This window comes from Pseudoalteromonas citrea (assembly GCF_000238375.3).
Classification (GTDB): Bacteria; Pseudomonadota; Gammaproteobacteria; order Enterobacterales; family Alteromonadaceae; genus Pseudoalteromonas; species Pseudoalteromonas citrea.
In genome coordinates this window covers 336,766-363,297 of the sequence record NZ_AHBZ03000023.1, presented here as the reverse complement: position 1 = coordinate 363,297, position 26,532 = coordinate 336,766, and the positions used below count along the sequence as shown (strand labels likewise).

General features: G+C 42.4%; 24 protein-coding genes. 7 read left to right on the top strand and 17 right to left on the bottom strand.

Going from position 1 to position 26,532, the window contains the following annotated elements; genetic code table 11:
- Nucleotides 1-13: 13 nt before the first annotated feature.
- The 6 genes from glyS to dnaA form a co-directional block, all read right to left on the bottom strand.
- Nucleotides 14-2,083, bottom strand: coding sequence for a glycine--tRNA ligase subunit beta (gene glyS / locus PCIT_RS17500; RefSeq protein WP_010366282.1), 2,070 nt, complete (start codon nt 2,081-2,083; stop codon nt 14-16).
- 3 nt (nt 2,084-2,086) lie between these two features.
- The gene (gene glyQ / locus PCIT_RS17495) at nt 2,087-2,986 is read right to left on the bottom strand and encodes a glycine--tRNA ligase subunit alpha (RefSeq protein ID WP_010366281.1); all 900 of its coding nucleotides are present in this window, start codon (nt 2,984-2,986) and stop codon (nt 2,087-2,089) included.
- Between the two features lie 187 nt (nt 2,987-3,173).
- A complete protein-coding gene (gene gyrB / locus PCIT_RS17490; RefSeq protein WP_010366279.1) occupies nt 3,174-5,597 on the bottom strand; it encodes a DNA topoisomerase (ATP-hydrolyzing) subunit B in 2,424 nt (807 codons plus the stop codon).
- A gap of 12 nt (nt 5,598-5,609) precedes the next feature.
- Nucleotides 5,610-6,698, bottom strand: coding sequence for a DNA replication/repair protein RecF (gene recF / locus PCIT_RS17485; RefSeq protein ID WP_010366278.1), 1,089 nt, complete (start codon nt 6,696-6,698; stop codon nt 5,610-5,612).
- A 1-nt stretch (nt 6,699) separates the two neighbouring features.
- Nucleotides 6,700-7,803, bottom strand: a complete 1,104-nt coding sequence (gene dnaN / locus PCIT_RS17480; RefSeq protein ID WP_010366277.1) for a DNA polymerase III subunit beta — start codon at nt 7,801-7,803, stop codon at nt 6,700-6,702.
- A 15-nt stretch (nt 7,804-7,818) separates the two neighbouring features.
- Complete coding sequence (gene dnaA, locus PCIT_RS17475; RefSeq protein WP_010366276.1) at nt 7,819-9,213, bottom strand: chromosomal replication initiator protein DnaA; 1,395 nt, start codon at nt 9,211-9,213, stop codon at nt 7,819-7,821.
- A 582-nt stretch (nt 9,214-9,795) separates the two neighbouring features.
- On the opposite strand from dnaA, the gene rpmH reads away from it, so the two are divergent.
- The 7 genes from rpmH to PCIT_RS17440 all read left to right on the top strand — a co-directional run bounded on the left by rpmH (nt 9,796) and on the right by PCIT_RS17440 (nt 14,720).
- Complete coding sequence (rpmH, locus tag PCIT_RS17470) at nt 9,796-9,930, top strand: 50S ribosomal protein L34 (protein ID WP_004335215.1); 135 nt, start codon at nt 9,796-9,798, stop codon at nt 9,928-9,930.
- Nucleotides 9,931-9,935: 5 nt separating this feature from the next.
- Entirely contained in the window at nt 9,936-10,385 is a 450-nt protein-coding gene (gene rnpA, locus PCIT_RS17465; RefSeq protein ID WP_010366262.1) for a ribonuclease P protein component, read from the top strand.
- A gap of 64 nt (nt 10,386-10,449) precedes the next feature.
- A complete protein-coding gene (gene yidD / locus PCIT_RS17460) occupies nt 10,450-10,737 on the top strand; it encodes a membrane protein insertion efficiency factor YidD (protein ID WP_040698368.1) in 288 nt (95 codons plus the stop codon).
- A gap of 8 nt (nt 10,738-10,745) precedes the next feature.
- A complete protein-coding gene (gene yidC, locus PCIT_RS17455) occupies nt 10,746-12,386 on the top strand; it encodes a membrane protein insertase YidC (RefSeq protein ID WP_010366259.1) in 1,641 nt (546 codons plus the stop codon).
- A gap of 369 nt (nt 12,387-12,755) precedes the next feature.
- Nucleotides 12,756-13,442, top strand: a complete 687-nt coding sequence (locus tag PCIT_RS17450) for a cytochrome c biogenesis protein CcdA (RefSeq protein WP_010366257.1) — start codon at nt 12,756-12,758, stop codon at nt 13,440-13,442.
- Between the two features lie 11 nt (nt 13,443-13,453).
- Nucleotides 13,454-13,918: a TlpA family protein disulfide reductase gene (locus PCIT_RS17445; RefSeq protein WP_010366255.1), complete on the top strand. Its 465-nt coding sequence runs from the start codon at nt 13,454-13,456 to the stop codon at nt 13,916-13,918.
- A gap of 7 nt (nt 13,919-13,925) precedes the next feature.
- A complete protein-coding gene (locus PCIT_RS17440) occupies nt 13,926-14,720 on the top strand; it encodes a thioredoxin domain-containing protein (protein WP_157592910.1) in 795 nt (264 codons plus the stop codon).
- Nucleotides 14,721-14,774: 54 nt separating this feature from the next.
- Here the strand turns inward: PCIT_RS17440 and PCIT_RS17435 are convergent, their stop codons facing one another.
- The 11 genes from PCIT_RS17435 to PCIT_RS17385 are packed head-to-tail and all read right to left on the bottom strand — an operon-like array spanning nt 14,775 to nt 26,432.
- Nucleotides 14,775-15,956 carry a cupin domain-containing protein gene (locus PCIT_RS17435; protein WP_010366251.1) on the bottom strand — a complete coding sequence of 394 codons (1,182 nt, stop codon included), beginning with the start codon at nt 15,954-15,956 and terminating at the stop codon, nt 14,775-14,777.
- Between the two features lie 24 nt (nt 15,957-15,980).
- The gene (locus PCIT_RS17430; RefSeq protein WP_010366249.1) at nt 15,981-16,718 is read right to left on the bottom strand and encodes an SDR family oxidoreductase; all 738 of its coding nucleotides are present in this window, start codon (nt 16,716-16,718) and stop codon (nt 15,981-15,983) included.
- A gap of 9 nt (nt 16,719-16,727) precedes the next feature.
- A complete protein-coding gene (locus PCIT_RS17425) occupies nt 16,728-17,672 on the bottom strand; it encodes an MBL fold metallo-hydrolase (protein ID WP_010366247.1) in 945 nt (314 codons plus the stop codon).
- An 8-nt stretch (nt 17,673-17,680) separates the two neighbouring features.
- Nucleotides 17,681-18,685, bottom strand: a complete 1,005-nt coding sequence (locus PCIT_RS17420) for a 3-oxoacyl-ACP synthase III family protein (RefSeq protein ID WP_010366244.1) — start codon at nt 18,683-18,685, stop codon at nt 17,681-17,683.
- Nucleotides 18,682-19,782, bottom strand: a complete 1,101-nt coding sequence (locus PCIT_RS17415; protein ID WP_010366243.1) for a 3-oxoacyl-ACP synthase III family protein — start codon at nt 19,780-19,782, stop codon at nt 18,682-18,684. The genes PCIT_RS17420 and PCIT_RS17415 overlap by 4 nt, the downstream gene beginning before the upstream one ends.
- Nucleotides 19,779-20,576 carry a beta-ketoacyl-[acyl-carrier-protein] synthase family protein gene (locus tag PCIT_RS17410; protein WP_010366241.1) on the bottom strand — a complete coding sequence of 266 codons (798 nt, stop codon included), beginning with the start codon at nt 20,574-20,576 and terminating at the stop codon, nt 19,779-19,781. The genes PCIT_RS17415 and PCIT_RS17410 overlap by 4 nt, the downstream gene beginning before the upstream one ends.
- Nucleotides 20,573-21,289, bottom strand: coding sequence for a glutathione S-transferase family protein (locus PCIT_RS17405; protein ID WP_010366239.1), 717 nt, complete (start codon nt 21,287-21,289; stop codon nt 20,573-20,575). The genes PCIT_RS17410 and PCIT_RS17405 overlap by 4 nt, the downstream gene beginning before the upstream one ends.
- Nucleotides 21,286-22,887, bottom strand: coding sequence for a class I adenylate-forming enzyme family protein (locus PCIT_RS17400; protein ID WP_084622707.1), 1,602 nt, complete (start codon nt 22,885-22,887; stop codon nt 21,286-21,288). Before PCIT_RS17400 ends, PCIT_RS17405 begins: the two co-directional genes overlap by 4 nt.
- Before the next feature lie 13 nt (nt 22,888-22,900).
- Complete coding sequence (locus tag PCIT_RS17395) at nt 22,901-23,521, bottom strand: anthranilate synthase component II (protein ID WP_010366236.1); 621 nt, start codon at nt 23,519-23,521, stop codon at nt 22,901-22,903.
- Entirely contained in the window at nt 23,512-24,936 is a 1,425-nt protein-coding gene (locus PCIT_RS17390) for an anthranilate synthase component I family protein (RefSeq protein ID WP_010366234.1), read from the bottom strand. Before PCIT_RS17390 ends, PCIT_RS17395 begins: the two co-directional genes overlap by 10 nt.
- Nucleotides 24,936-26,432: an AMP-binding protein gene (locus PCIT_RS17385; RefSeq protein WP_010366232.1), complete on the bottom strand. Its 1,497-nt coding sequence runs from the start codon at nt 26,430-26,432 to the stop codon at nt 24,936-24,938. Before PCIT_RS17385 ends, PCIT_RS17390 begins: the two co-directional genes overlap by 1 nt.
- Nucleotides 26,433-26,532 lie beyond the last annotated feature (100 nt).

Below are 26,532 nucleotides of genomic sequence, written 5' to 3'. Positions count from 1 at the left end.
CGTAACTAAGTACTTACTTTTGTAACACCGAGATATCTGCGGTATTTAAGAATAATCGACTCAACTGGCTTAATAATGCTAAACGATTATTTTTAACCGCTTCATCATCAGCCATTACCATGACATTATCAAAGAAGCTGTCTACGGCTTCACGTAGGCTTGCAAGACGACTTAGCGCTTGCTGATAATCACCCGCCGCGTACACCGGCGCTAGCTCGGCAGTTAACGCACTCACTTGCTGGGCTAAAACTTGCTCCGCAGGTTCAGCTAACAATGCCTCATTAACTTGCGCATCACTGGTAACATTATTTTTCGCCAAAATATTATTCACACGCTTGTTAGCTGCTGCTAACGCGTCTGCCTCAGCGAGTGTTCTAAAGTGACTAACCGCTTTCACACGTCGATCAAAATCAATCGGTGCGGTTGGCTTGCGTACCAATACAGCTTGAATTACATCAACACTAATGCCTTCATCTTGATACCATGCACGGAAACGACCGAGCATAAATTCAAGTACATCGTCAGCAACTTGATCGTTGCTTAGCTTGTCACCAAACAATGTTTTTGCTTTCGCTACAATGTCGTTAATATCTAACGTTAACTCTTTTTCGACCATGATGCGCAATGCACCAATAGCAGCACGACGCAGTGCAAATGGGTCTTTGTCACCTTTTGGTGCTTGGCCAATACCAAAGATACCCACAAGTGTATCGAACTTATCAGCCAGTGCCACCGCATAGCTAATTGGATTTGATGGTAAGTCGTCCCCCGCAAAGCGCGGCATGTACTGCTCGTTCTGCGCCAATGCAACGTCTTCTGCTTCCCCATCAATACGTGCGTAATGCATTCCCATTACACCCTGTACATCCGTAAACTCCATGACCATTTCAGTCATTAAATCTGTTTTACTCAACAGGCCAGCGCGCTCTGCCAATGCCTTATCCGCACCGACTTGCTCAGCAATATAACCTGCCAATGCCGCAATACGCTCAGATTTATCTTTTAACGTACCAAGCTGCTTTTGAAATAATACTGACTCTAAAGACGTTAACCTGCTTTCAAGTGTTTTCTTCTTGTCTGTTTCAAAGAAGAACTGCGCATCCGCTAAGCGAGGGCGAACTACTTTCTCATTGCCTGCAATGACCACATTTGGATCTTTACTTTCAATGTTAGACACAAACAAGAACTTGTTTATTAAGTTGCCGTCTTGGTCTAACAACGGAAAGTATTTTTGATCGTCTTTCATGGTGTAGATCAGAGCTTCTGATGGTACATCCAAAAAGGCTTCTTCAAATGATGCCGTTAGCGTCACCGGCCATTCAACCAATGAAGTGACTTCATCCAGTAAATCTTCATCCATCGCAACTTGTGCATTGACGGCGTTCGCTGCCGCTGCAATTTGCTCACGAATTAAATTTTTACGCTTATCATAATCTGCAATAACGTAGGCACCTTTTAATACTTCAAAGGCGTCATCCGCATGCTTAATAGTAACGCGTGCTGGATGATGGAAACGGTGACCTTGTAGTTCATTGCTAATAGATTTACCAAGCACTTCACCTGTCACTTGAGTGCTACCAAGTAATGCAGCCACGGTATGTACTGGGCGAATAAATTGTGTTTTATTCGCACCCCAGCGCATTGGCTTGGGAATAGGAAGTTTCGCTAATGCCTTCGCAATTACATCAGCCAATAGTTCAACAGATTGCTTTCCGGATACGGTCGCACGATGTAATAACCATGCACCTTTATCTGTTTCTAATGTTTCTGCTTCACTGACGTCAATACCACACCCTCGCGCCCAACCCTGGGCTGCTTTCGTTGGATTGCCTTCTGCGTCAAATGCAGCCTTAGTAGCAGGACCTCGTTTCTCAACGACTTTATCTTGTTGTTGTATTTCTAATGCCGAAACTTGTACACCCAAGCGACGTGGTGATGCGTACCAATTTACTGATTGAAAGCCTAACTCTAATGACGTTAACTCTGCAGACATGTTGTCTGCAAAAGCTTGTGCAAGCTTACGCAATGCTTTTGGTGGTAACTCTTCAGTACCAATTTCTACTAATAAGTTTTCAGTCGACATTGCTTAATCCTTACAAAGCGGGAAACCAAGGGCTTCACGTGCATCATAATATGCTTGTGCACAGGCTTTAGACAAAGCACGTACACGTAAAATATAACGTTGACGTTCAGTCACCGAGATCGCATGGCGCGCATCTAATAAATTAAAAGCATGTGATGCTTTCATTACTTGCTCATAAGCAGGTAGTGGTAAACTTGCTTCAATCAACTTCTGGCTTTCTTTTTCACAATGGTCGAATTGCGCAAACAACGCATCCACATCTGCATGTTCGAAGTTGTACTTAGATTGCTCGACTTCATTCTGATGGAATACATCACCATAGGTGACTTTACCCATAGGACCATCTGTCCATACTAGGTCGTAGATACTGTCTACACCTTGTATATACATGGCTAAACGTTCTAGACCATAAGTGATTTCACCCGTTACAGGTGCACATTCAATACCACCAACTTGCTGGAAGTAAGTGAACTGAGTCACTTCCATACCATTAAGCCAAATTTCCCAGCCTAATCCCCAAGCACCAAGCGTTGGAGACTCCCAGTTATCTTCAACAAAGCGTACTTCATGGGTTAGTGTATCGATACCCACTGCTTCTAATGATCCTAGATATAGCTCTTGGATATTTTCAGGTGACGGCTTTAACACAACTTGGAATTGGTAGTAGTGCTGTAGTCGATTTGGGTTTTCGCCATAGCGACCATCCGTTGGGCGACGACATGGCTGTACGTACGCACTCGACATTGGCTCAGGGCCAATCGATTTTAAAAATGTAAGCGGATGAAACGTTCCCGCACCTACTTCCATATCCAAAGGCTGAGCAATGATACAGCCTTGCTGTGCCCAGTAATCCTGTAAAGCCAGGATCAAACCTTGAAAGGTTTTAACGTCGTATTTTTGCATAGTTGGCTTAATTATATATTTAGTTCATGACTAAACCCGTATTGCACTGTTTTGGCTTACATCAGTGAAGGGTTTCAAATGTGTGAAAATTATGCTCAGTATACCGCGAGCGCAGCGTGGTTTTAAGCGTTAGACACAAAAAAAGGAGGGAAAACCCTCCTTTTTTTAAATTATTTATGACTTAGATTTATACATCTAAGTTGACTACACGCAGTGCGTTTGTCTCAATAAACTCACGACGCGGTTCAACTTGGTCACCCATGAGTGTTGCGAATAATTGGTCAGCAGCAATCGCATCTTCAATGGTAACTCGTAGCATACGACGAGCACCTGGATCCATGGTTGTTTCCCACAACTGGTTAGGGTTCATCTCACCCAATCCTTTATAACGTTGTGTATACAAGCCACGTTTAGATTCATTGATCAACCAATCTAGACCCTCGACAAAACTACCGACTTCAAAGGTTTTTTCACCGCGTTGAATGTAGCCACCGTCACCCATTAAGTTTGCAATGCCCTTACCTGTTTTGGCAATACGGACATAGTCTTTAGAAGTAATAAAGCTATGATCGAGTGTATAGGCTTTGTCTACCCCATGCTGACGGATCTTAATAACGGGGTAATATAAGCTGCGCTCTTCATCAAACTTAACATCGGCTTCAAATATAGTCGCATCTTCATCACGTGCCACAAGATCTGCAATGAATGACTCTGTCCACTGAGTTACTTTAGTTTGGTCAGCTAACTCTGCTTCCGTGATCTCAGGCTGATAAATCAAGCGATTCGTTACAGACGCTGGGAACTTACGGTTTAAGCGTTCTATGATTTTAACCGTACTTTGATAGTCACTTACCATATCGGCTAACGCTTCGCCTTCAATTGCGGTTGCACCAGCAGTTGGGTAAAGCGCAGCACCATTCAATGCTAGTGCAGTAAGGTAGACAGTAAGAGCTGCATCATCTTTGATGTATTGCTCTTGCTTACCTTTTTTCACTTTATATAACGGCGGCTGTGCAATATACACATAACCACGTTCAATGATTTCTGGCATTTGACGATAGAAGAATGTCAGTAATAAAGTACGAATGTGAGACCCATCCACGTCCGCATCGGTCATGATGATGATACGGTGATAACGCAGTTTTTCAGGGTTATATTCATCACGACCAATACCACAACCCAGTGCGGTGATCAGTGTTGCGACTTCTTGTGAAGATAGCATTTTATCAAAGCGCGCTTTTTCAACATTCAAGATCTTACCTTTAAGCGGCAAGATTGCTTGGTTTTTACGGTTACGGCCTTGCTTTGCCGATCCGCCTGCTGAGTCACCCTCCACTATATATAGTTCAGATAGTGCAGGATCACGTTCTTGGCAATCCGCTAATTTACCTGGTAAACCAGCTAAATCCATCACCCCTTTACGACGTGTCATTTCACGGGCTTTACGTGCAGCTTCTCGAGCACGCGCGGCATCAATAATTTTACTTACAACAATCTTGGCATCACCTGGATTTTCAAGTAAGAATTCACTTAGCTTTTCACCCATGGCTTGCTCAACTGCCGTCTTCACTTCACTTGAAACCAACTTATCTTTAGTTTGAGAAGAGAACTTTGGATCTGGTACTTTAACACTGACAACTGCAGTAAGGCCTTCACGCGCATCATCGCCAGTCGCATTGCTATTGGTTTTGGCTTTTTTGTTAAAGCCTTCTTTTTCCATATATGTGTTTAACGTACGCGTTAACGCAGAACGGAAACCGGCTAAGTGAGTACCGCCATCACGCTGTGGAATATTGTTGGTGAAACAATAGATATTCTCTTGGAAACCATCATTCCACTGCATTGACACTTCAACACTTGTGCCATCTTCACGTTCACTTGTGAAGTGAAAAACACTCTGATGAACAGGTGTTTTTTTACGGTTTAAGTATTCGACAAACGCTTGAATACCACCGTCATATTTAAAGTGGTCACGTTTATTATCTTCACGCTCATCACTTAAGATGATGCTAACCCCTGAGTTTAGGAATGAAAGCTCACGTAAGCGTTTAGCAAGAATATCAAAGTGAAAATTAATATCAGTGAAAGTTTCTGAACTTGGCCAAAAACGTAATTCAGTTCCCGTTGTTTCAGACTCACCAACTGCAGCCAGTGGTGCATCTGGTACACCCATTGAATAGGTTTGCTGATGCACTTTGCCTTCACGGCGTATTGTTAATTGTAGTTTTTCAGAAAGTGCGTTTACAACAGAAACACCTACACCGTGTAAGCCACCCGATACTTTATATGAATTATCATCAAACTTACCGCCGGCATGCAATACCGTCATGATAACTTCGGCTGCAGATACGCCTTCTTCTTCATGAATAGAGGTTGGAATACCACGACCGTTATCGCGTACTGATACAGAGCCATCAAGGTGAATAGTTACAAAGATATCATCACAATGACCAGCTAACGCTTCATCAATTGAGTTATCAACAACTTCGAATACCATATGATGCAGACCGGTGCCATCATCTGTATCCCCTATATACATTCCAGGACGCTTTCGTACTGCGTCCAATCCTTTCAGTACTTTAATACTGGATGAATCGTAATTTTCAGACATGGTTTCTTCCAATTATTTTGTTATTAAGCTGCCATGTTTCACGTGGAACATTCGTAGTTCACGTTTCATCGGTTCCACGACAGCAGAAATACTTTCAGCGGTAATTGCAGTAATAAACAGTTGAGACTGACACTGCGACAATAATGCAGACACATGCTGCATTGTTTCTTCACCTAACTCTGAAGGTAAGTCGTCGATAAGCAGTATCGACTGCTTATCGGTTTCAGATTCAATCAAACTATTCTGCGCAATTTTCAATGCATACAGAAGGAGTTTTAATTGACCCCGAGATAGAATACTTTCAACACTATGGCCATGAATATAAAAACTGAAGTCAGCTTTATGCGGCCCTTTACTTGTATAGCCAAGCTTTGTATCACGCTGAAACTGTTGTTTCAGCGTATCAGCGAGGCTTTCTTTCCACCCTTCATCATAGCGCAATTCAAGCCCTGAGAATACGGGTATTTGACTAACTATTTTATCAAAAAAATGGGCGTTAAACCTACTTATATACTCTTCTCGGTGTTTATTTATTTTCTCTGCTAATCGAACAAACTCTTTGTCCCAATATTGAATTTGTTCGGCATAGTTATTAGGCCTTAACTTTAACAGCGCATTACGCTGTTTGAGTACTTTGTTGAAATCTTTCCACTCTTGAAAAAATTCATGTTCCACGTGGAACACTCCTAAATCCATAAACTTTCTGCGCTCTTTAGGACCGCCAAAAAACAAATCATAGCTTTCTGGTGTGATCACTTGAACTGGGATCAACTGAGCAAGTTCAGAGACCTTTCGACTAGACTGCCCTTGGATCCGTAAAGAGGTCTCTCCTGACGTGTCTTTACCGATTCCAACTGGTATAGACAAGCTAAGGTGCTGTTTTTTAGCATGCACTGCACACCGAGTCTGTTCATGGCGGATCAACAATTTATGCTTATTAGTACGAAAAGACTTACCGTGGGAAAGAAAATATATGGCTTCTAACAGGCTTGTTTTACCACTGCCATTAGCGCCAATGATGACATTTATGTCGGGACTGGGTTCTAAAGAAATCGCCTCGATGTTGCGAAAATCACCGAGGCTTATATGGGTCAAACTCATTTTATAAACGCATTGGCATCACAACATACATCGCTTCATCATCACCAGCACCTTCAATTAACGCACTGCTATTAGAGTCAGCTAAAGTAAACTGCACGTCTTCTGTTTTTAGTGTGTTCAGCACATCCAGTACATATGACACATTAAAGCCGATTTCTAAATCGTCCCCTTCATAGCCCACTTCAACCACTTCTTCGGCTTGTTCTTGCTCTGGGTTATTGGCACTGATCTTTAATAATCCACTAGATAGATTTAACCGTACACCACGAAACTTCTCATTAGATAAAATAGACACTCGCTGAAAAGCGCTGCGTAACCACTCTCGGTTAGCGGTAACTAATTTATCACCACCACGTGGCAGTACGCGTCTATAATCGGGAAAACGTCCATCAACCAGTTTACTGGTAAAAGTAAACTCGGTATCGATGATACGAACATGATTTGCGCCAAATTGAATACTTAGCAGCTCGTCATCTGCAGGTAATAAACGCATTATTTCCTGTACGCCCTTGCGTGGAATAATAAGCTGACGCTGCATATCAACAGATTCAGATAATTTCTTCTGCGCAATCGCCAGCCTGTGTCCATCTGTGGCCACAGTTTTAATTTCACTGTTATCCACTTCGAACGACATGCCGTTTAAATAATAGCGTACATCTTGATTCGCCATTGAAAAATGCGTGCTTTCAAGCAGCTTACGTAACTCTAAACGAGTTAGCTGAAATTCAACCTCACCATCCCACTGCTCTAGATTAGGAAAGTCTTCTGCTGCCAGCGTCGTCAAAGAAAAGCGACTTTTACCGCTTGTCAGTAATAATTGGTGCTCTTGGCTCGCTAACTTTATATCAGACCCATCTGGCAAACTTTTACAAATATCTAATAGTTTCTTTGCTGGCAGCGTAATTTTAGCGTCACTCACAGACCCTTCCAATTGTATAGCTGCGACCAACTCAATTTCCAAATCGGTTCCTGTCATCGCTAACGTACCGTCTTTAATTTCGAGTAATACATTAGATAAAATAGGTAGAGTATGTTTGCGCTCAATCGCACCGGAAACCTGTGTTAACGGTTTTAAAAACTGCTCTCTTGAAATGGTTATTTGCATAATAAAAACGAGCCCTTAAGACGACAATGTTCTGATCAAATTTTGATAATCTTCTTTTACTTCGTGTGATTCATCACGAAGTGCCTTCACTTTACGACATGCATGCAACACAGTTGTATGATCTCGGCCACCAAATGCATCACCAATCTCCGGCAAGCTATGATTGGTAAGTTCTTTTGACAACGCCATCGCAACTTGGCGCGGACGAGCTACGGAACGGCTACGGCGCTTTGATAATAAATCAGACACACGGATACGATAATATTCTGCAACAGTACGCTGAATATTATCTATCGTGACTAATTTATCTTGCAATGCCAATAAATCACGCAGTGCTTCTTTTACGAAATCGATAGAGATCGGACGGCCAGTGAAATTTGCGTTAGCAATAACCCGGTTTAATGCCCCTTCTAACTCACGTACATTCGAGCGCAATTTTTTCGCAATAAAAAATGCCACTTCATGGGGCAAATTAATATTACTTTGCTGTGCCTTCTTCATTAAAATCGCTACGCGCGTTTCCAATTCAGGCGGCTCAATTGCAATGGTTAAGCCCCAACCAAAGCGAGATTTAAGACGGTCTTCTACCCCTTCAATTTCTTTAGGGTAACGATCTGATGTCAAAATAATCTGCTGATTACCTTCAAGCAATGCATTAAAGGTATGAAAGAACTCTTCTTGAGAGCGTTCTTTATTTGCAAAGAATTGAATGTCATCGATCATCAACGCATCCACACTGCGGTAGTAACGTTTAAATTCTTCTATCGCATTATTTTGTAACGCTTTCACCATATCTTGCACAAAACGCTCTGAATGCATATAAACAATTTTTGCGTCTGGCTTTTTCGCCAAAATGCCATTACCAACAGCGTGTAACAAATGCGTTTTACCTAAACCCGTTCCACCATAAATAAAAACGGGATTAAATGCCGATCCAGGGTTATCAGACACCTGAGTCGCAGCAGCCTTCGCTAATTGGTTAGACTTACCCTCAACAAAATTATCAAAGGTATAGTTTTCTTTGATATTGGGGCGATATGCTGACTTTGGAGCCGGCTCAACCTTTTCAACAATCGGCGCGGCAACACTCTGCGTACTTGCTGCGGAGTGTGCACTTACAGCCGGAGCTTGTTGACTATCAACAATCGGTTGTTGGCCTAAAATCGGTTTACTGCCTACATCAAAATGCAATTTTGGTGCTTCATCACCACAAATCTCAATCAGTAATTCATTAATTCGATTTAAATACTTTTCTCTCACCCAATCCAATACAAACCGGTTAGGCGCATAAATCGTTAAGGTATCATCGGTACTTTCTGCTTGTAGTGGTCTAACCCACATACTAAATTGCTGAGATGGCAGTTCATCTTGCAACACATATAAACAACTTTGCCAAACCGACAGATACACGCTGAACTCCAGTACACAGTTAATATTCCCGGGCATCAATAAAGATGTAAATTCACCCAGAAATTTTCGTTTATTATCATTAAATTAATAATGGAAGCCGAGTATTATGAATGGATCTTATCCACAACTTCAATATTGACTTTTCAAAAAATGAGGATCCTGTTGATAAAAAATATTAAACACCTGTTTTAAAAGCGTTTTTATTTTAGATCCAAGAGTTAGATCATAGCAAAAAATAGACAAGATCTCACTGCTAATTTACGATCATTTTTAGTTTTCCCAAGGTTTTTGCCATATTCCCCCCATAGCCTGTGGAAAACTTCAATTAGATCAGATCGATCGAGATCTACTGGTGTGATCGAAAGATCGCCTTTATAATGCGGCAGCTTTATATAATAGCGACTATTACTAATTACCCTATGTAACCTTATATTAGGTATTAGTTAAAAAACCACCAGCGCCTGAGATTATTATTGACTTTCTTGGCTATGGGCATTACTATCTCGCGCTCGCAATGGCACCTGTGCCAGGATCGCGACCTGCATAGGATGTTTTAAACTTAACCGATCGGACGGAATTGTTATGAAAAGAACTTTTCAACCTAGCGTTCTTAAACGCAAACGTGCTCACGGTTTCCGTGCTCGCATGGCAACTGTAAATGGCCGTAAAGTACTAGCACGTCGTCGTGCTAAAGGCCGTAAAGTACTTTCTGCTTAATATAAGTGGAAAGCTTTAGCTTTGGCAGGGAGTTACGTCTGTTAACTCCCTCGCATTACTCTCGAATATTCCAAGAACCTGCTCGTGCAGCAACTCCTTATTTTACTCTTCTCGCTAAGCCAAATGATATTGGACGTCCTCGTCTAGGTCTTACTGTCGCTAAAAAACGCTGTAAACTGGCTTGCCAACGTAATCGCATTAAACGACTTGCTCGCGAAAGTTTTCGTTTAAATCAACACAAGCTCGATAACATTGATATTGTATTAATGGTTAAAAGTGGTGTTGATGAACAAAGTAATGCAGAGTTAACGCAACAACTTAATAAGATGTGGCGAAAACTCAATGAACGTTGTAAACCTGGCGCGCCAAAGCCTAAACCGTTTAAAAAGCGCCCAGCAAAGAATGTAAAAAAAGCAAACACGCCGCAAAAGCGCGATAATACACCCCGTTCATAGCTTTAACCCTTGATTTAGGGTATCTTTAGCTCACCTTTTGAACATTAATAGTGTGGCAATGATAATTAAAGTGCTTAAGCCTTGGTTCACCGTATTACTCAGTGCTCCAAAGCACACCTTGATACTTTTGATTAAAGGTTACCAACACTTTATTAGTCCTATGCTAGGTCCACACTGTCGTTTTAATCCAACTTGCTCTAGTTATGCCATACAAGCAATTAATTGCCACGGTTTGCTAAAAGGGAGTTGGTTCGCGGTCAAACGCATATTAAAATGTCACCCTTTAAGTGCAGGCGGGGATGACCCCGTACCTGAGAAATCAACCCAAGTTAAACATCAACACGAGAAATAAGAGCTGTTATGGAATCACAACGCACGTTTTTATTTATCGGTTTATTGCTTGTGTCGTATTTATTGTTCCAAGAGTGGAATAATGATTACAACCAACCAAAAATCGATACCAGTGCCACAACACAAGTAACTACCCAAAATACACCATCGGCTACGTCACAAAATGATGTACCAGTATCAAGCCAAGGCGATGTGCCAATGGCTGCCACTAAAGCGATCCGTTCGGTGATCACAGTAACGACTGACGTTTTAGCTGTACAAATTGATACCAAAGGTGGTGATATTGTTGAAGCCAAACTTCTAAAGCATGCTGAAACGCATGGCAGTGAAGACCCATACTTACTTCTGGGTGAGTTTGAAGGTAAGCAATATATCTCGCAAAGTGGCTTAATTGGCTTAAACGGCCCAGATGCCTCACAAGATGGTCGTCCTGTATATACAAGCTCAAATACGCAATACCAATTAAATGGTGATGAATTGCGTGTGCCTTTAACGTTTGTTGATGCTAAAGGCGTTGAGTTTACCAAAACATACGTCTTTAAAGCTGGCAAATACGATGTAAACCTTGAGTATAGTGTTAACAACGCAACCGCTGATCCAGTACAAGTACAGTTATACACTCAGGTTAAGCGTACTATTCAGGCCAAAGGCAGCATGGTTGATCAAACCTACCTTGGTACTGCATACGGTACTGCAGAAGAGCCTTATGAAAAATACAGCTTTGATGACATGGTTGAAGCGAACCTAAATAAAAATACACTCGGTGGCTATGTTGCCTTTATTCAGCACTACTTTGTAAGTGCCTGGGTACCAGCGCAAGATTCAAATAACACCATTTACACTGCGGTTCGCAATGGCCAAGGTATTATGGGGTTAAAAGGCGAACCCGTTAATGTACAAGCTAATAGTACAGCCAATATTTCTGCAACCTATTATATGGGCCCTAAAGACGGTGATGCTTTAGAAGCCATTCATCATAACTTAGATTTAACTGTAGACTATGGTTGGTTATTTTTTATCTCTCAGCCATTGTTCATATTACTTAAGTTCTTATACGGCCTGATCGGAAACTGGGGTCTCGCTATTATCGCCATCACTATTTTGGTGAAATCTGCACTTTACCCGCTGACTAAAGCACAATACACGTCAATGGCTAAAATGCGCATGCTACAGCCAAAAATGCAGGCATTAAAAGAACGTTACGGCGATGACCGTCAGAAGTTTGGTCAAGCTACGATGGAGTTATACCGTAAAGAGAAAGTGAACCCGATGGGTGGCTGTTTACCTCTATTACTACAAATGCCAATTTTCTTAGCATTGTTCTATGTATTCTTAGAGTCAACTGAATTACGTCACGCTGAATTCATGTTCTGGCTTACTGACTTATCAGCAGCAGACCCTTACTACGTTCTACCAATCTTATTTGGTGCGAGTATGTTCCTAACGCAAAAGCTGCAGCCGATGACAGTCACAGACCCGATGCAGCAAAAGATGATGACGTATATGCCTGTGGTATTTACCATATTCTTCTTAATCTTCCCTTTCCCATCAGGTCTCGTTTTATACTGGCTAGTATCAAACCTGATCACCATCGCACAGATGCTAATCATCTACCGCGGTATGGAAAAGAAAGGTCTAAAAGTAAGATAATTACTCAGTACTAAAAAACGCCCGCTGCATCGCGGGCGTTTTTGTTTGTGCTCATAACAAACATTCACTCTCTCACAACTGACTCCTTCTTGGTCAGGTTACACCTTGTAAATACCTCTATATAAATCAATATTGAGCACCAATAATCCCACCGAATAACCTTTTCGTGCCCTGCTCGTGAACAACATATGCGGCTTCTCTATCAATCATTCTTTCTATATTTTATATCGTGCTAAAGGCACGGCAAAACATACAATAAACACATGATTTTTATGCTTTTTGTTTTTTTATATATATTTCAGTCATTCTTGATGGTGTTCTGTGCCAATTCAATTAATTTTGCTAACACTGACATTTATAGAGAACATCATGACCGAATCAGTGTTCATTGAGTTATTACAAAAAAGCCAACCAAGCTTCTATTGGATATTGCTGGCATTCTTTATGGGACTATTAACCAGTCTCTCTACGTGTATCTACCCATTATTACCCATTACCGTTGCGACATTAAGCCAAAATAGTACTTCAAGCGTCGCTCTGCGGGCATTACTGTATTGTTTGGGCTTAGCCTCTGTGTACGCAATACTCGGGGCCACAGCCGCACTGAGTGGGCAATTCTTTGGTGCCATTGCCAGCCACCCAATCACCCAAATCGTATTCGCCAATTTGCTATTACTATTTGCCTTTGTACTGAAAGGGTGGATACCACTGCCTGCATTTTTATATACGTTCTCGCAAAAACAAAATTCACATTCCGCTTTACTAATGGGTATAGCTAGTGGCTTCGTTGCTGCACCTTGCAGCTCACCAATATTAGCGGCCATTTTACTTTTCGTCGCTGAGCAACAAAACCTACCTTGGGGTATTGCTATCCTCTTTTCATTTGCAGTTGGTATGTGCTTACTTCTATTTTTTGCCGGTATTTTCAGCGGCTTCATTTCAAGAATCCCCAAATCTGGCCGTTGGCTACACACCATTCAATGGTTCATGTTTTTATTACTGCTCATGATGAGTCAGTACTACTTATTGCGGGCAGGACAACTTCTTTATATCTAAAAGGAAACATCATGACACACACAACACTTTCCGCTGCTATTTTAGTGCTCGGTAGTCTCAGCACGTTGGCACACGCGACCCCTTCAAATACCGCAGTATTCTCTGCGACTTCTATAACTGGCAAACAATTACCAGAAGGTGATGCGCCAATCTATTTAAAATTTTGGGCAACATGGTGCAGCTACTGCATAGAGGAAATGCCGCATTTACAAGACACCTATCAAGACACTAATGACAAATTACAGGTTATTGCTGTGAACGTTGGTTTTAACCAAAACATAGGCCTCGTCAGACGTTACATGCAGAAGCATAACTATACGATCCCAACTATTTTTGATGCACAGGGACAGTTAGTACAGCAATTTAAAGTCACGGGTACACCCACACATATATTACTTGATAGTGATGGTAACGAAGTATATCGCAGCGCTCTGCTAACTGATGAGTTAAAACAAAGACTTGAAGCACTTAAATAAGGATTCTATGATGACTCGATTTCACTACTTCCTACTATGCCTTTTTTCACTGGTACTCCACCTACCGACCTACGCAATGACCCTGCCAGAGCGTGGACCAGTAGAGATCATATTTATTAATCTTTGGGATGAATACTATACGCCAACCACGATACCTGACAAAGAAGCAGGTGTTACCCGAATTTACTTGCAACCCGACATCAATATCGACACACAAGTGGTATCGCAGTTTGTTAAAAGCAACCCACAGTTTAAAGGATTGAAAATTGATAAGAATCAACGTATCGCACTTTCTTTAGGCGTATGGAAAACGCCCTCCAAGGTGTTCATGTTCGATGGTAAAGCTAAAAGAATTAGCTACCTAGGTACTGATACAGAAAATGCCACTGTGAGTCATGATGGTATTCTTACGCCATTAACAGCAAACCAATCGGTAAAACTCACCGATATTGATGGTAACAGTCATGTATTTGGTCAAAAGCGTTCGCCCCAAGTACTCTTTTTTAGTGACGCTCTATGCCCTTTTCAACACCTGCCATTATGTGAACAAAAAATCGCAGCGAACAATCAGTTGGTAAACATCACCACACTGCCTGTCAAAACAATTATCAAACCTTTCTATATTTCTATGGATGATGTGCGTGCCTATAAAACGCGCTTTTCACTCAAACACCCTGTGATACTTGATCAAAAAAATCAACTATTTCAGAAATATCAGATAACAAGCTTACCTTACTGGGTAGTGTTAAATGCCCAAAACGAAATAATATTCAGAGGCGCAAAGCCACCTAAACGTTTATAAATTAAAAAAGCCTCGCAATGCGAGGCTGTTTCAAAACACGAATAAAGATAAGGGTTAAACTGCAACATTACTGGGTTGTTGTCGATAGCTTTGCTCGGTATTACTGGCAAAACATCGCGTTAAACCATAGTCGGTTAATGCCAATATTTTCAGCACTGAGTTACCTGTATTCGCAGTATAATGATCATACCATCGCGGTACATAGGCTAAATCTCCCGCTTTTACAGTAATTTCCTTATCATCAACATGTACTATCCCTTCCCCTGACAGAACATAAAATATCGATTCATGGGCATGTCGATGTTTTTCATTGCGCTTTCCAACGGGGATCTCCAGTAAACGCGGATCAATCACCTCGCTGGCGACTTTAAAACGAGTTACCTCAAAGTTAACCCGTTGGTCATTACTATTTTTATACAGTGGCACACCAGACTGACTATCTACATGTGTATACAACCCACTTAATTGCGTGAGATCCGCATAGGGCTGTGCGTTAGTCACTTGACCAACGAGCGCTTTAAGTGGTTGACTTTGTAACTCTTCATGCAGCTTTTTAAAATACCTATCTCGCAGTGTAAGCGAGTGATCAATGGCTTCCTCAATGGCCAACCAGTGCGACTCGGTATCACCACCACACGCATCTAAAGCAATGGCCTCAATCACTTCTGAGTGCTCATCATCACACTCCATATGTAAACTTAAATACAGTAACTCTTCTTCAGGTACTCCTTTAGCCACTAGCCCATTAAATAAGTAACTATAGATCCGAGGAACAACTCCTTCCGTTCCCCAGCCAAGAAACGCTGCGGCCCGAACTAAATCACAGTTTTTTAAATAATTTAAGCACTCATTAAAGTACTGAACGGTATAGTCTCTAAACTGAGTTTGATCAGGGTTTTCCAAGCCAAAAGTCTCGGTGATCATCCGTCTTAGCAAATTAGAGTGGCAATTCTCTTGCTCTTCCTCGCCTGCTTCTTCCCATAAGTTATGAGATAGCTCAACTCGGTAGTAGTCATTATCACACTGCATCATTAACGCACTCAGTAAACGCGTAAAGCCACGCGAATAATAAAAGTGCTGACTGATCACAAACCCATAATCGTCGATTTCTAGCTCATTATTAGCGCAGCCCTGTAATAAAGGGTTTTGCCAAATCGGGTGTTCTTCAACAAACGAGGCAAATCGTTCACCAATACGTTGCTGACTGTGCTGAGTACTTTGCTTATTCATGCTCATAATCTTTTCCTTAATTACCCACTATTACCAAGCCAATATTTGGCCATCTAACACAAACTTTCCGTGAAACTGAGTCGACTGCGCTTGCGCCACTTCCACAATACTTTTTGCTCCTTGTTCAGGTGAACGAGGCGCAGCATCAGTTCCCATATCGGTTTGACACCATCCTGGAGACACAACACTCACCACGATATTGCTTGCATCGAATTCTTTTGATAAGGCGATGCTATACATATTCAACGCAGCTTTAGACATTCGATATGCCACACCAGACACCGAGTAATATTCGTTCTCCGTATCGCTGGCAAAACTTAGAGACCCTAAATCGCTACTCACATTTATTATTTTTCCTTGCGCTGACTTATTAAGTAACGGCATAAGGTGTTGAGTCACATTGATAGTGCCCCACACATTGGTTTGAAACGTTGAGTGCAACTCTTCAAGCTGTACTTTTGATGCTGATATTTCCCAATCAAAAAATACCCCGGCATTGTTAATAAGCACATCACACCGTTGATACCGAGCAGCCATGGCGGATGTAAAAGCAGCAATACTGGCTGTCTCACTGATATCCAAGGGTAAAAAGTCTACTTCTAGCCCTTTTTCTGCAAGTGCCATCACCGCGGCTTGGCCTGCCTGTTCGTTTCTCGCAGTTAATACTACGCGGTAGCCTTGTTCAGCCAGTTGCTGCGCTGTTGCAAACCCCAGTCCTTTGTTAGCACCGGTGATCACAGCAATTAATGGTTTTTCTTGGTATTTCATATTCATTCCTTACGACAAAGCCAGCTCACTATCCGGCACAACGCCCGTCAACTTGAGCATAAATAACGTGCCATTGTAGTGAAGTTTTTTAGATACAAATGCTGCCGTAGAATCACGGCTTGATTCAGATATGTGTTGCGCAGTTTGTGCTACATCTTGATCATATTTATGAAAAACTTGCATAGCATTATCTATAAATTGATAGACCCCCTGCTCAGCAAGCGCCGGGGCTTGCTGAGCTAAGTCACCATACAAAACACCATGATGACCTAATACAAGTTGTGCAATGTCTAACTGCTGTAACCGTTTTAATGATGCGATATACATCTGATAGTCTTGAAAAATAAGCGGCTCCCACTGACTAGGAGATACCATTTCGCCCAAGGAGTCAGATACATATAAACGCTTAAATTTTGGCTCATAGAAACTCAATAAACATTTCGCATGACCAGGTGTTGCAATGGCTACGATACAATGAGATTCATCAAAATCGACTTGCTGGCCATCCTCTAATATCTCAACCGGGATATCAGCAAACAGCACTTTAGTTGCTTGCAATGTGCTATCCGCATGCTGTGCTTGCGGCATGATCTTATACAAACTGCGCGTCAGTTTACGAGTTACCTCATTGGCTTTTTCATGTCCTAATGCTCTTTGTGTGAGCTTTGAGGCAAACACCCGCACACACGGTAATAACGGATACAATAACTCCAATGTACCAATGTGATCATAGTGCGAGTGAGTTATAAACCAATATTTCACCTGTGTTAGATCACCAACAATATGTTTTAATTGCTGCAAAATTAGCGGAGCCAAGGGCTCCACAGATCCTTCCAATAAAGCCCATCCACCAGATACTTTAATCAGATACATGGGCACATCAATGGTGCCTAATAAAAACAAATTATTGTCGTGTTCACCAATATGTTGGTGCCATAAGTTACTTTCACTCATCATCGCGCCTAAAATTTCACCAAGGCGCCAGCCCAAGTCGCGCCAGCACCATAAGACAAGATCAGTACCCAATCCCCTTTTTCGATAACACCAGACTGGCAGCTTTGTGCCAGCGTAACCGCTGTAGAAGCCGACGCCATGTTTCCATATTCAGTAACATTGATTGGCATTTTTTGCGGGTCTATATCCAATTTATGCTGAATTTCTTCCAACATTCTTAGATTTGGCTGGTGGACTATAAACTTATCTATATCAGCAACTTTCAACTGGTTTCGCATCAGTATGGTATGAGCAATTTCACAAAACTTTGACACCCCATGCTCAAAAACATTGGGGCCATTCATACGCATAAAACTATGGCCAATTTCACCGTCATCTGCTTGATGAAATTGCCGCTGTGCGGTGCCAGGAACACGGGTTACTAAACTCTGCCACTGTCGCCCATCAGCATTTATCGCCATATCCACCAGCTCACCACATTGCCTATCAGCATCAGGGGTATCTTTAATTACAACAGCCCCGCTGCCATCGCCGAGCATCACTGCGAGGTTACGGCCGGCATCACTGGTATCCATACGTTTGGATAACAGCTCTCCAGCAACGACCAGCACGCATCGCCTTTCTTTTGCTAAGATAAAGTTTTTGGCAATGTTAATGCCATACAACAAGCCACTGCATTGGGCACGAATATCAAAAGCAGTGACTTCTGATAAGCCCAATTTATCAGCCAATACACAGGCTTGAGATGGGTCATGAATGTCTGGGCTTAACGTATTTACAATTAACATATCAATGTCTGCAAGCTGCACATTAGCTTGTGTAATCGCCATTTTTGCCGCCGCTAACATCAGATCACTGCATGATTGCGTCGGCTGAGCATGAAAACGGGTTTTCACACCGATGCGAGTACGGATAAAGTCATCGGAGGTATTGATCCGCTTTGCAATTTCATGATTATCAACTTTATTCTCTGGCAAGTAATAGCCAGTTCCAACAATATAACTGTGGCTCATAACACGTCCTTTTTGCTGTGATTACCTGTTTCTAATACGCTTTGGTGGATCTCTGGGGCATACTTTGGCAATGCCCCCAACTGCCACACTTGGGCACCAAACCCCCAACCAACGGATGGGCTAGCAATGATAATTTTGCTGTTTTCGGGTATTAGGTGCTGTTGTAGTGCTAAATTAAATGCAATTGGCATGGCAGCCGATACCGCACAGCCATACTGTTGCATAATTTTCAGTGTTTTCTCTGGGGGGACATTTAACAGCGCACACCAAGCATCTATTAACTTGCGGGCCGGTTGATGGAAAACATAAAAATCAATATCGGCATTGCTCAACTCTGCTTTTACCAAAGCGCGCTTTACCAATTTAGGTAGATATTTTGGAACAAACTTTCCCATCTCACCTGCACCAGAGTCAGCCATTTGAAAACTCATATGGGATGGCGTATTCACCTGCTTGTCCCAACTCACAGTCGCTAGATCATAGTTTTTTGAAAAGCTTTGGTAAGCTTGTGATTGAATACCGAGTGCGGGGTCATCATCATGGCTGAGAATAATAGCAGCGTAACCATCACCAAAATTCATGCCATTCACATTCGTTCGATCCATCACTTCGTGTGTAGACTCTTGAACTATTAACAATACCTTTTTAGCCTGCCCAGTTTTGATCGCATTGTGACCAACTTGCATCGCATCCATCATGCTTGAGCACTCATTTTGAATGTCAAACTCCATCGCGTTATCAAGGCCTAATACGCGCTTTATGGCATAGCTAATACGAGGATAAAATAGATTTTTAGGTAACCCACAAACCGTATTTTGAGCTCGCTGAATGGCGTTTGTTGAGCTGGTGATCAACAAGTCAATGTCATTGTAATTAACCTCAGCAAGCCCCATTGCTTCACGTGCAGCATCACACGCCAATGTCATAGGGCTATGTTTGCACTCATCAGTATAAAAACGTTGCTCAATACCCCACTTCTCTTGCCAAGCTAGTTTGCTCTGCTTGTCGATGTCAGGAAACCACTTTTCATCAAAATTACCAACCGATATGGTCGGTACTCGTGTAGCAATAGCACGAATAGTTACGCCGCATGTCATAGCATATCTCCTTGTATAGATGTTTCACGTGTCACTAAACGATGACGGAACGGCTCATAACTCACCCAAGTAACATCTTCAGCTCCCCGTTTGGCAGCCTCCCAATTCCACCAACGAATATGTGGATACTTCGAGGTCAGTTCAGATGTAACTTGCATCTGTAAATCAGGCGGTAAATCAAGTAACACCGGCTTATTAATATTCGTAAAACCGTCGACTAATGGCTCGAATGCCGCTATTAACTTGCTGAATAACTGTGGGTTACAGGCAGACAATGTGCTTTGTTCCCCTTCGAAAGCCAATGTCATCGGTGAGCAATCCACCAATTCATGTATACCAAGTGATGCTTGATTCACCTCTGAGGACTTAGCCACCATCAGTGCGCGCGCACCATGAAAACGACTATTTGCTTGCTCTACTGGAAAGGAGTTTGCTTCTATCACTAAGACATATTGCATATCAGTGCCCGTTAAATATCCATTTGCGACTTCCAAAGCTTGTGACCAAGCGGTATCTTGCAAGTCCAATACAAACGCATTACTCGCCATAATATAATTTTGCACTGGGTAACCTAATCGCGGAGTATGGAGCTGTGTTTTCTCAACCAAATGATCGGTACTTGTTGATAGCGTTAAGATCAAATCAATCTTCTCTGGATCAATACAACATTGCGCAAGTAACCCAGGGAGCACATCTGACAAATAGTCCATACAAGCTAAACGGCCCCCTTCTGGTGGTAGTAATTGTACTGATAACGCCATAACTTCAGACATATTTTGAACGTAATGAATCATGCAAATTCCTCTTCTTCGAGTGCAATATTGTTTGGCTGTACACAATATGCATTGCGATGTGCCATCATGCTGTGCAGTTGTGTTAAATAGTCTTTTGGGAGTAACGCTTGATAACGTACTGATGCGCTCTCTCGACTTCGGTAGATATCTGGCAAACTTCTAATATGTGGAATGCGCTCGCTGAGCACCCCTTGTAAAACGGCATCCACACTGCGGACCAAATGTGCTAATACCATGGCCCATACATCCAATAATGAGTTCGGGGTAACACATGGCGCACGCAATAATGTGAGCACCGTAGGTAACACGTGTGAAAAGCGCATTAAGGCAGCATTAAACGCCGCCTTATCTACTGCCGATATAAGTTGGCTAATTGCGTCATGCACGCTATCGATAGCAGCCATATCATTCATCATTTTTGCCTTTGCCCATGTATTGGTAGGCAATAATTGATGCTCAGCATAAACCTGAGATAACCACTGCGAGATAACCGTTGAATCACACAATGCGTCATTATCAATAATGAGCGCGGGTACACGGCCCATGGGTGAATATCGTAATAACTGCGCAGGTTTGCTCGCGTAAACGTCTAATTCAATATAATGATGGTCCAACTCCAGTAGCGATAAGATATAGCGAACACGCAATACATAGGGACATATTTGATAGCCAAAAAGGGTTAAATTAGGGGGCAATAAATGTGATTTATTCATGCGACCTCCCTCAATTGACGAAGGCGGCGTTTAAGCTTCTTCCCTGTTACACCGGTATGTGCATTCGACGCTTGAAATTCTAAGCTCGAGAGCGCAGGAATATGATGTGAGTGTAATAAATGATTAATTCTATTGAGCAGCTCAAAATCGAGGATCAGTTCCGCGTCTGCAATTAATTCAACACAGATATGCGCCACACTATACGCATCATTGTCGAGACTTGGCCCTGCATAAATGCTGCACTCAAACACATCTTTAAAATTGCTTAATATTAACTCTTCGGTTTGGCAACTATAAATCGTCCCATCACAGGTATTGATTGGATCTGATGTTCGATCAACATGATAGAATAACCCTGAACTATCGTAATAAGCTAGGTCACCCGTTAACCAGTAGCCTGCTAATTGCGCTTCTTCGGTTTGCTGCTTATTATTCCAATAGCCAGCAGTGACCGTACCGGACTTCACTCCTAGCTTACCAATTTCACCTGCCGGCAGGATTTGCCCATTCTCGCTTAATATAGCCGCCTCAACCCAAGAAAAAGGTTTACCAATACACCGCTTGAATCGATTAGTCTTTAAGCTATGAATATTACGAAACATCGCAAAACCAAATTCAGACGAGCCTAAATTATCAATAAAAACAGACCCGGGCTGCGGCTGATCATTGACGTAATGTTGGCCCAATGAGATCAGCTTGCGGATATGCGATTCATGGTTGGCATCCCCAGTTGCAATCCAATAGTTCACCGATGCAAAGTCTTCCGCCACCAGCGGCTGCTTGCATAAGTCGACATAGGTCTTAGGAAAAGCAATGATCAGATCATGCTGATACTGTTTAATGCTATGTATCAGGTGCTCGGGACGCTTATCACTGAGTAAGTAAATCTCAGCGCCTCTTAATAAGCTCGACATCAATACGGATATAGCAGAACTATGTGAATGAGGAAGTGCACTGAGCACCTTGGTTCCCTGTTGCTTGTGCAACTGGGATTTCACACCAAAAAAGAAACTATGCTGGGTAAATGTAACCGCTTTTGGTATACCCGTTGTACCAGATGTATGGGCAAGTAGTACCACATCATCATCTTTGAACGACTTTGCTGGTGGGATGGATTGAGAACATAGCACCATGAGCTTATTAACATTCACCAACGGACTATCGACAGCAGCACACGCTTTAAGTGCTGCTTCTTTGTCGTCATCATGAATTAACACGCCGACGTTGGTACTTTTACAAAATGCCAATACCGTATCAGCAGGCAGTTTATCGTTAATACATACTGGGATCGCACCTAAGCGATTGAGCGCCAAATAATGCAAAAAATAACTTAAGCCGTCGTCCAAATATAAACCAACCAAACTCCCCTCAGACACACCCAAAGCACAATATTTACTGGCTACTTGATACACGATTTGTTGAATATCATTAAAGCTAAAATGTGTTTGCTGTCCCGCATAAAGTGGGATGGTTTTATCAATACTGAGAACCGGCTTATGCAAATCCACAGGCAATGCCATTATTGCTTCATAAAAATTACCTGCACCGATAGAGTCGTCGGCCTGAATTTGCGCGATCAAACTTTTCGAAAACATCATATATTCCTTATTTTTAGGCTGCTTCGGAATTGGCGGACGTGTCTATACACGCCAAACCTGTTTCAAGTAACCAATTTTTGAGCATACTCATCCCTCCTTCTGACGCGATGGACTCTGGATGAAATTGCACACCATAAATTGGCAACGCCTTATGCTTTATCGCCATTATTTCAGTATGTTCCCCCCCCTCACTGACCGTCATCGCGGTGACTTCAAGGCAATCAGGCAACGGTAGCGCAAGACTTAAACTGTGATAACGCACAACACGTAAAGGAGACACCAAGCCGTCAAACAACCCTGTTGCGTGATGAGAAATATGTGAACATTTGCCATGAATGGGTTCAGCTGCATGCTGCACTTTGGCACCAAATACATGACCAATAGACTGATGGCCCAAACACACGCCTAAAATGGGGATCTTTCCAGCAAAGTAACGAATGACTTCGCACGATACGCCTGCTTGCTCAGGCCCAAAAGGTCCCGGCGAAACAATGAGCCCATCAGGGGCAAGCGCGACAATATCAGCCAAGCTCAACTCATCATTGCGAACCACTTTAATGGTGTGGCCCAAGGCTGCCACATAATGTACTAAGTTATAGGTAAACGAATCATAGTTATCGATCATTAACAGCATGCTGTCATCTCCATATTGTGTGACGAGTCAGTAATGCCCAGTGCCAATAGCAAAGCTTTACTTTTATTTAAGGTTTCTTGCCATTCATTTTCAGCAATCGAGTCAGATACCACACCGGCACCGGCTTGGAGGTGTAAACACCCGTCTTTGATCAGGGCTGTTCGGATCACAATAGCCAAATCAACATCTTCTCCTGATATCACGCCAACACCGCCACCATACAAACCTCGTCTTACTGGCTCATAGTGATCAATTAATTGCATTGCACGTATTTTTGGCGCACCGCTGAGCGTACCGGCGGGTAACGTGGCGCGAATAAGATCTAACGAGCTAATATGCTTCAACTGTTTAGCTCTGACTTCTGAAGTGATATGCATCACATGCGAAAAATGTTCGACAGACATTATTTTGGGTACCGATACCGACGAGAGCTTTGCCACTTTACCTAGGTCGTTACGTGCAAGGTCAATCAACATTAAATGCTCAGCACACTCTTTGGTGTCATTAAGCAATTCGATTTCAAGCTGTTGATTTTCTTTTTCACACCCACTGCGATGCCGGGTTCCCGCCATTGGAAATGAAATTAACGTCCCATTTTCACTGCGGATCAACGTTTCAGGAGAGGCCCCAAATACACAACTTGCAGCAGTACGGACATAAAACTGATAAGGCGACGGACTCATATTACGAAGGCGCGCAAAAAACTCTATGCCGCTGCCTGTCACGTCAACACACATTCGCTGTGACAACACCGCTTGCATAATTTCACCATCAATAATGTGTTGCTTTAATTTGCCAACCGCATCGATGAACTCAGGTTTTTTAAATTGATATTGCACAGGACCTAAGACCGTATCTTTAGCCCACGTCTGCTCATTTTCAATTAAAGTCAGTGCCGGAACTTCATCGTCCAACGCATAGGCAATCGACCACATACGTTGCGTGTGATGATCCAATATCAATAACTGCTTTGGCAGTAGCATGGTTACATCTTGAGAATCCGTTAAGTCCTTTAACTGTGGATCCGGCAGTTTATTTGGCTCAAAGTAGCGCACGCTCTCATAGCCAAAACAGCCAAACCAACCGCCACTAAAACAAGGTATATCCGGCACCTCAGGAATCGAAAACTCCGAAAGCATGCTCTCTAATGCCGCCCATACTGCCGTAGGTTGATCAAATTGTTGTGTTTGCTCTGTATCTTGCATACTCAAACACAGCCTATTTTTCTTAACCGTAATGCGCGCAAGAATAGATAACCCGATCACACTAAATCGCGGCGGCATCGATTTAGTACCGGCATTGTTATATTCAAAAATAAATGAGTCATGTCGGTCGGCATAACGTTTGTAAAGTTCAATTACATCATTATTTTTATACGATAGCGTTTGTACTTTGTAAGTTAAGGTAGGCTGCATTACGCGACCCCTTCACTGAGACGCTGTAATTGGCGACGAATGACTTTGCCATTGTCATTTCTTGGCAATGCAGTAAGTGTTTCAATATAAATAGGTCGTTGAAAGTTCGATAACTCATCGGTACACCAACCCTTAATTGCTGCGATTAACTCATTGGCAGTGTTATTATTAATAACCACATACAATGCTGCGCGTGTTAGACCATATTCATCTTCTGTAGGAACTAGCGCCATTTCAACAATGCTTGAGAATTCAATCATGATCCGTGCTTCTATCTCTGCGGGGATCACCCAACGCCCATTCACTTTAAATAAATCATCGGCTCGGCCTTTAAAGTGAATATTTCCTTGTACGTCGCGCAGTGCTAAATCTCCAGAGTCGTACCAACCCAATTGAAATTTATCTTTCGTTGCTTGCGGGTTTCGCCAATAACCCTGTGCAACACTTGGGCCCTTCACCCACATTTTTCCACATACATTATCTGCTACGCTGTGTCCTGCAGCATCACGAATATCAATATCGTACCCTTCCAGTGGCTTACCAAGCGTGCCAGGTACCGCGGTCTCCCTCGTGTGACTACAAAATATGTGACATAACTCTGTTGAGCCCAAACCATCTAAAATCGCCGTGCCAAACATTGCCTGCCAGTGTTGAAATAGCTGTTCAGGTAATGCAGCACCAGCAGAAACAGCTATGCGAACAGAGCTAAATGCCGCGACGATACCCTGTTGAGATAAGAGTGCTTGATATATCGCAGGAACACCGAAAAATACGGTTGGTTTATATCGTGATACGTTAGCCATAACCGTTTTTGGAGTCGGCCAATTAGCATCTAAAACAACACTACCGCCACACTCAAGCGGAAAGAAAACACTGTTACCCAACCCGTAGCCAAAAAACGACTTTGCTAGCGAATAAAATCGGTCATCACTTGTCACGCTGAGCGTTTTTTGGGCAAATGCTTGGTAGCTCTGTAATGCATTATTAGAGGAATGCATTACCCCTTTTGGGTTACCTGTAGTGCCAGACGTGTACTGCATAAAAGCAATGTCATCGCCGTGCTTAAAATGAAAACCTGACCAGTTATCAACGCCGGTTGCTAGTAAGCTTTGATAGCCACAAAAGTGAGTTTCGTTGCCAGCACTATAAAACTGGCAAGATATGCCATCGACTGTGTGGTGTATCAATATACTCGCATCACTGTCTTCGATGATAAATTGCTGATTACCATCTGATAACTTGGGATTGATCACAATTGGAATAGCACCACAAGCCAAACTTGCTAAGAAGCAAGTATATAACTGTGTACTGTCATTCATTGCGATGACAATGCGATCATTCGGCTTTATATCAAATGCCTCAAATGCTGACGCTAATTGACACACTTGTTGCTGTAACGCCAAATACGTGACATTTCCTTGTTGCGAATAAACAACCACTTTATCGGGTGATTTTGGGTTAATAAGCCAACGAGCAGCTAAGTTTATAAAACTCATCACCTACCCCTTGGTACTGTTTCAGATCCAAGACATTGCGTGCCACAGTTAAATATATCAATCATTCCTTTTACCTCCCATTTCATGAGTAATTACTGCA

Bases quoted from the DNA above. Each gene is read 5' to 3' on its own strand.
- PCIT_RS17450 (WP_010366257.1), top strand. From the start codon at position 12,756: ATGACCGAATCAGTGTTCATTGAGTTATTACAAAAAAGCCAACCAAGC.
- rpmH (WP_004335215.1), top strand. From the start codon at position 9,796: ATGAAAAGAACTTTTCAACCTAGCGTTCTTAAACGCAAACGTGCTCAC.
- dnaN (WP_010366277.1), bottom strand. From the start codon at position 7,803: ATGCAAATAACCATTTCAAGAGAGCAGTTTTTAAAACCGTTAACACAG.
- PCIT_RS17415 (WP_010366243.1), bottom strand. From the start codon at position 19,782: ATGACATGCGGCGTAACTATTCGTGCTATTGCTACACGAGTACCGACC.
- PCIT_RS17420 (WP_010366244.1), bottom strand. From the start codon at position 18,685: ATGAGCCACAGTTATATTGTTGGAACTGGCTATTACTTGCCAGAGAAT.
- PCIT_RS17435 (WP_010366251.1), bottom strand. From the start codon at position 15,956: ATGAGCATGAATAAGCAAAGTACTCAGCACAGTCAGCAACGTATTGGT.
- PCIT_RS17390 (WP_010366234.1), bottom strand. From the start codon at position 24,936: ATGCAGCCTACCTTAACTTACAAAGTACAAACGCTATCGTATAAAAAT.
- glyQ (WP_010366281.1), bottom strand. From the start codon at position 2,986: ATGCAAAAATACGACGTTAAAACCTTTCAAGGTTTGATCCTGGCTTTA.
- PCIT_RS17425 (WP_010366247.1), bottom strand. From the start codon at position 17,672: ATGAGTGAAAGTAACTTATGGCACCAACATATTGGTGAACACGACAAT.
- recF (WP_010366278.1), bottom strand. From the start codon at position 6,698: ATGAGTTTGACCCATATAAGCCTCGGTGATTTTCGCAACATCGAGGCG.
- yidC (WP_010366259.1), top strand. From the start codon at position 10,746: ATGGAATCACAACGCACGTTTTTATTTATCGGTTTATTGCTTGTGTCG.
- gyrB (WP_010366279.1), bottom strand. From the start codon at position 5,597: ATGTCTGAAAATTACGATTCATCCAGTATTAAAGTACTGAAAGGATTG.
- PCIT_RS17445 (WP_010366255.1), top strand. From the start codon at position 13,454: ATGACACACACAACACTTTCCGCTGCTATTTTAGTGCTCGGTAGTCTC.
- PCIT_RS17400 (WP_084622707.1), bottom strand. From the start codon at position 22,887: ATGATGTTTTCGAAAAGTTTGATCGCGCAAATTCAGGCCGACGACTCT.
- PCIT_RS17405 (WP_010366239.1), bottom strand. From the start codon at position 21,289: ATGAATAAATCACATTTATTGCCCCCTAATTTAACCCTTTTTGGCTAT.
- PCIT_RS17430 (WP_010366249.1), bottom strand. From the start codon at position 16,718: ATGAAATACCAAGAAAAACCATTAATTGCTGTGATCACCGGTGCTAAC.
- PCIT_RS17440 (WP_157592910.1), top strand. From the start codon at position 13,926: ATGATGACTCGATTTCACTACTTCCTACTATGCCTTTTTTCACTGGTA.
- PCIT_RS17410 (WP_010366241.1), bottom strand. From the start codon at position 20,576: ATGATTCATTACGTTCAAAATATGTCTGAAGTTATGGCGTTATCAGTA.
- glyS (WP_010366282.1), bottom strand. From the start codon at position 2,083: ATGTCGACTGAAAACTTATTAGTAGAAATTGGTACTGAAGAGTTACCA.
- PCIT_RS17385 (WP_010366232.1), bottom strand. From the start codon at position 26,432: ATGAGTTTTATAAACTTAGCTGCTCGTTGGCTTATTAACCCAAAATCA.
- PCIT_RS17395 (WP_010366236.1), bottom strand. From the start codon at position 23,521: ATGCTGTTAATGATCGATAACTATGATTCGTTTACCTATAACTTAGTA.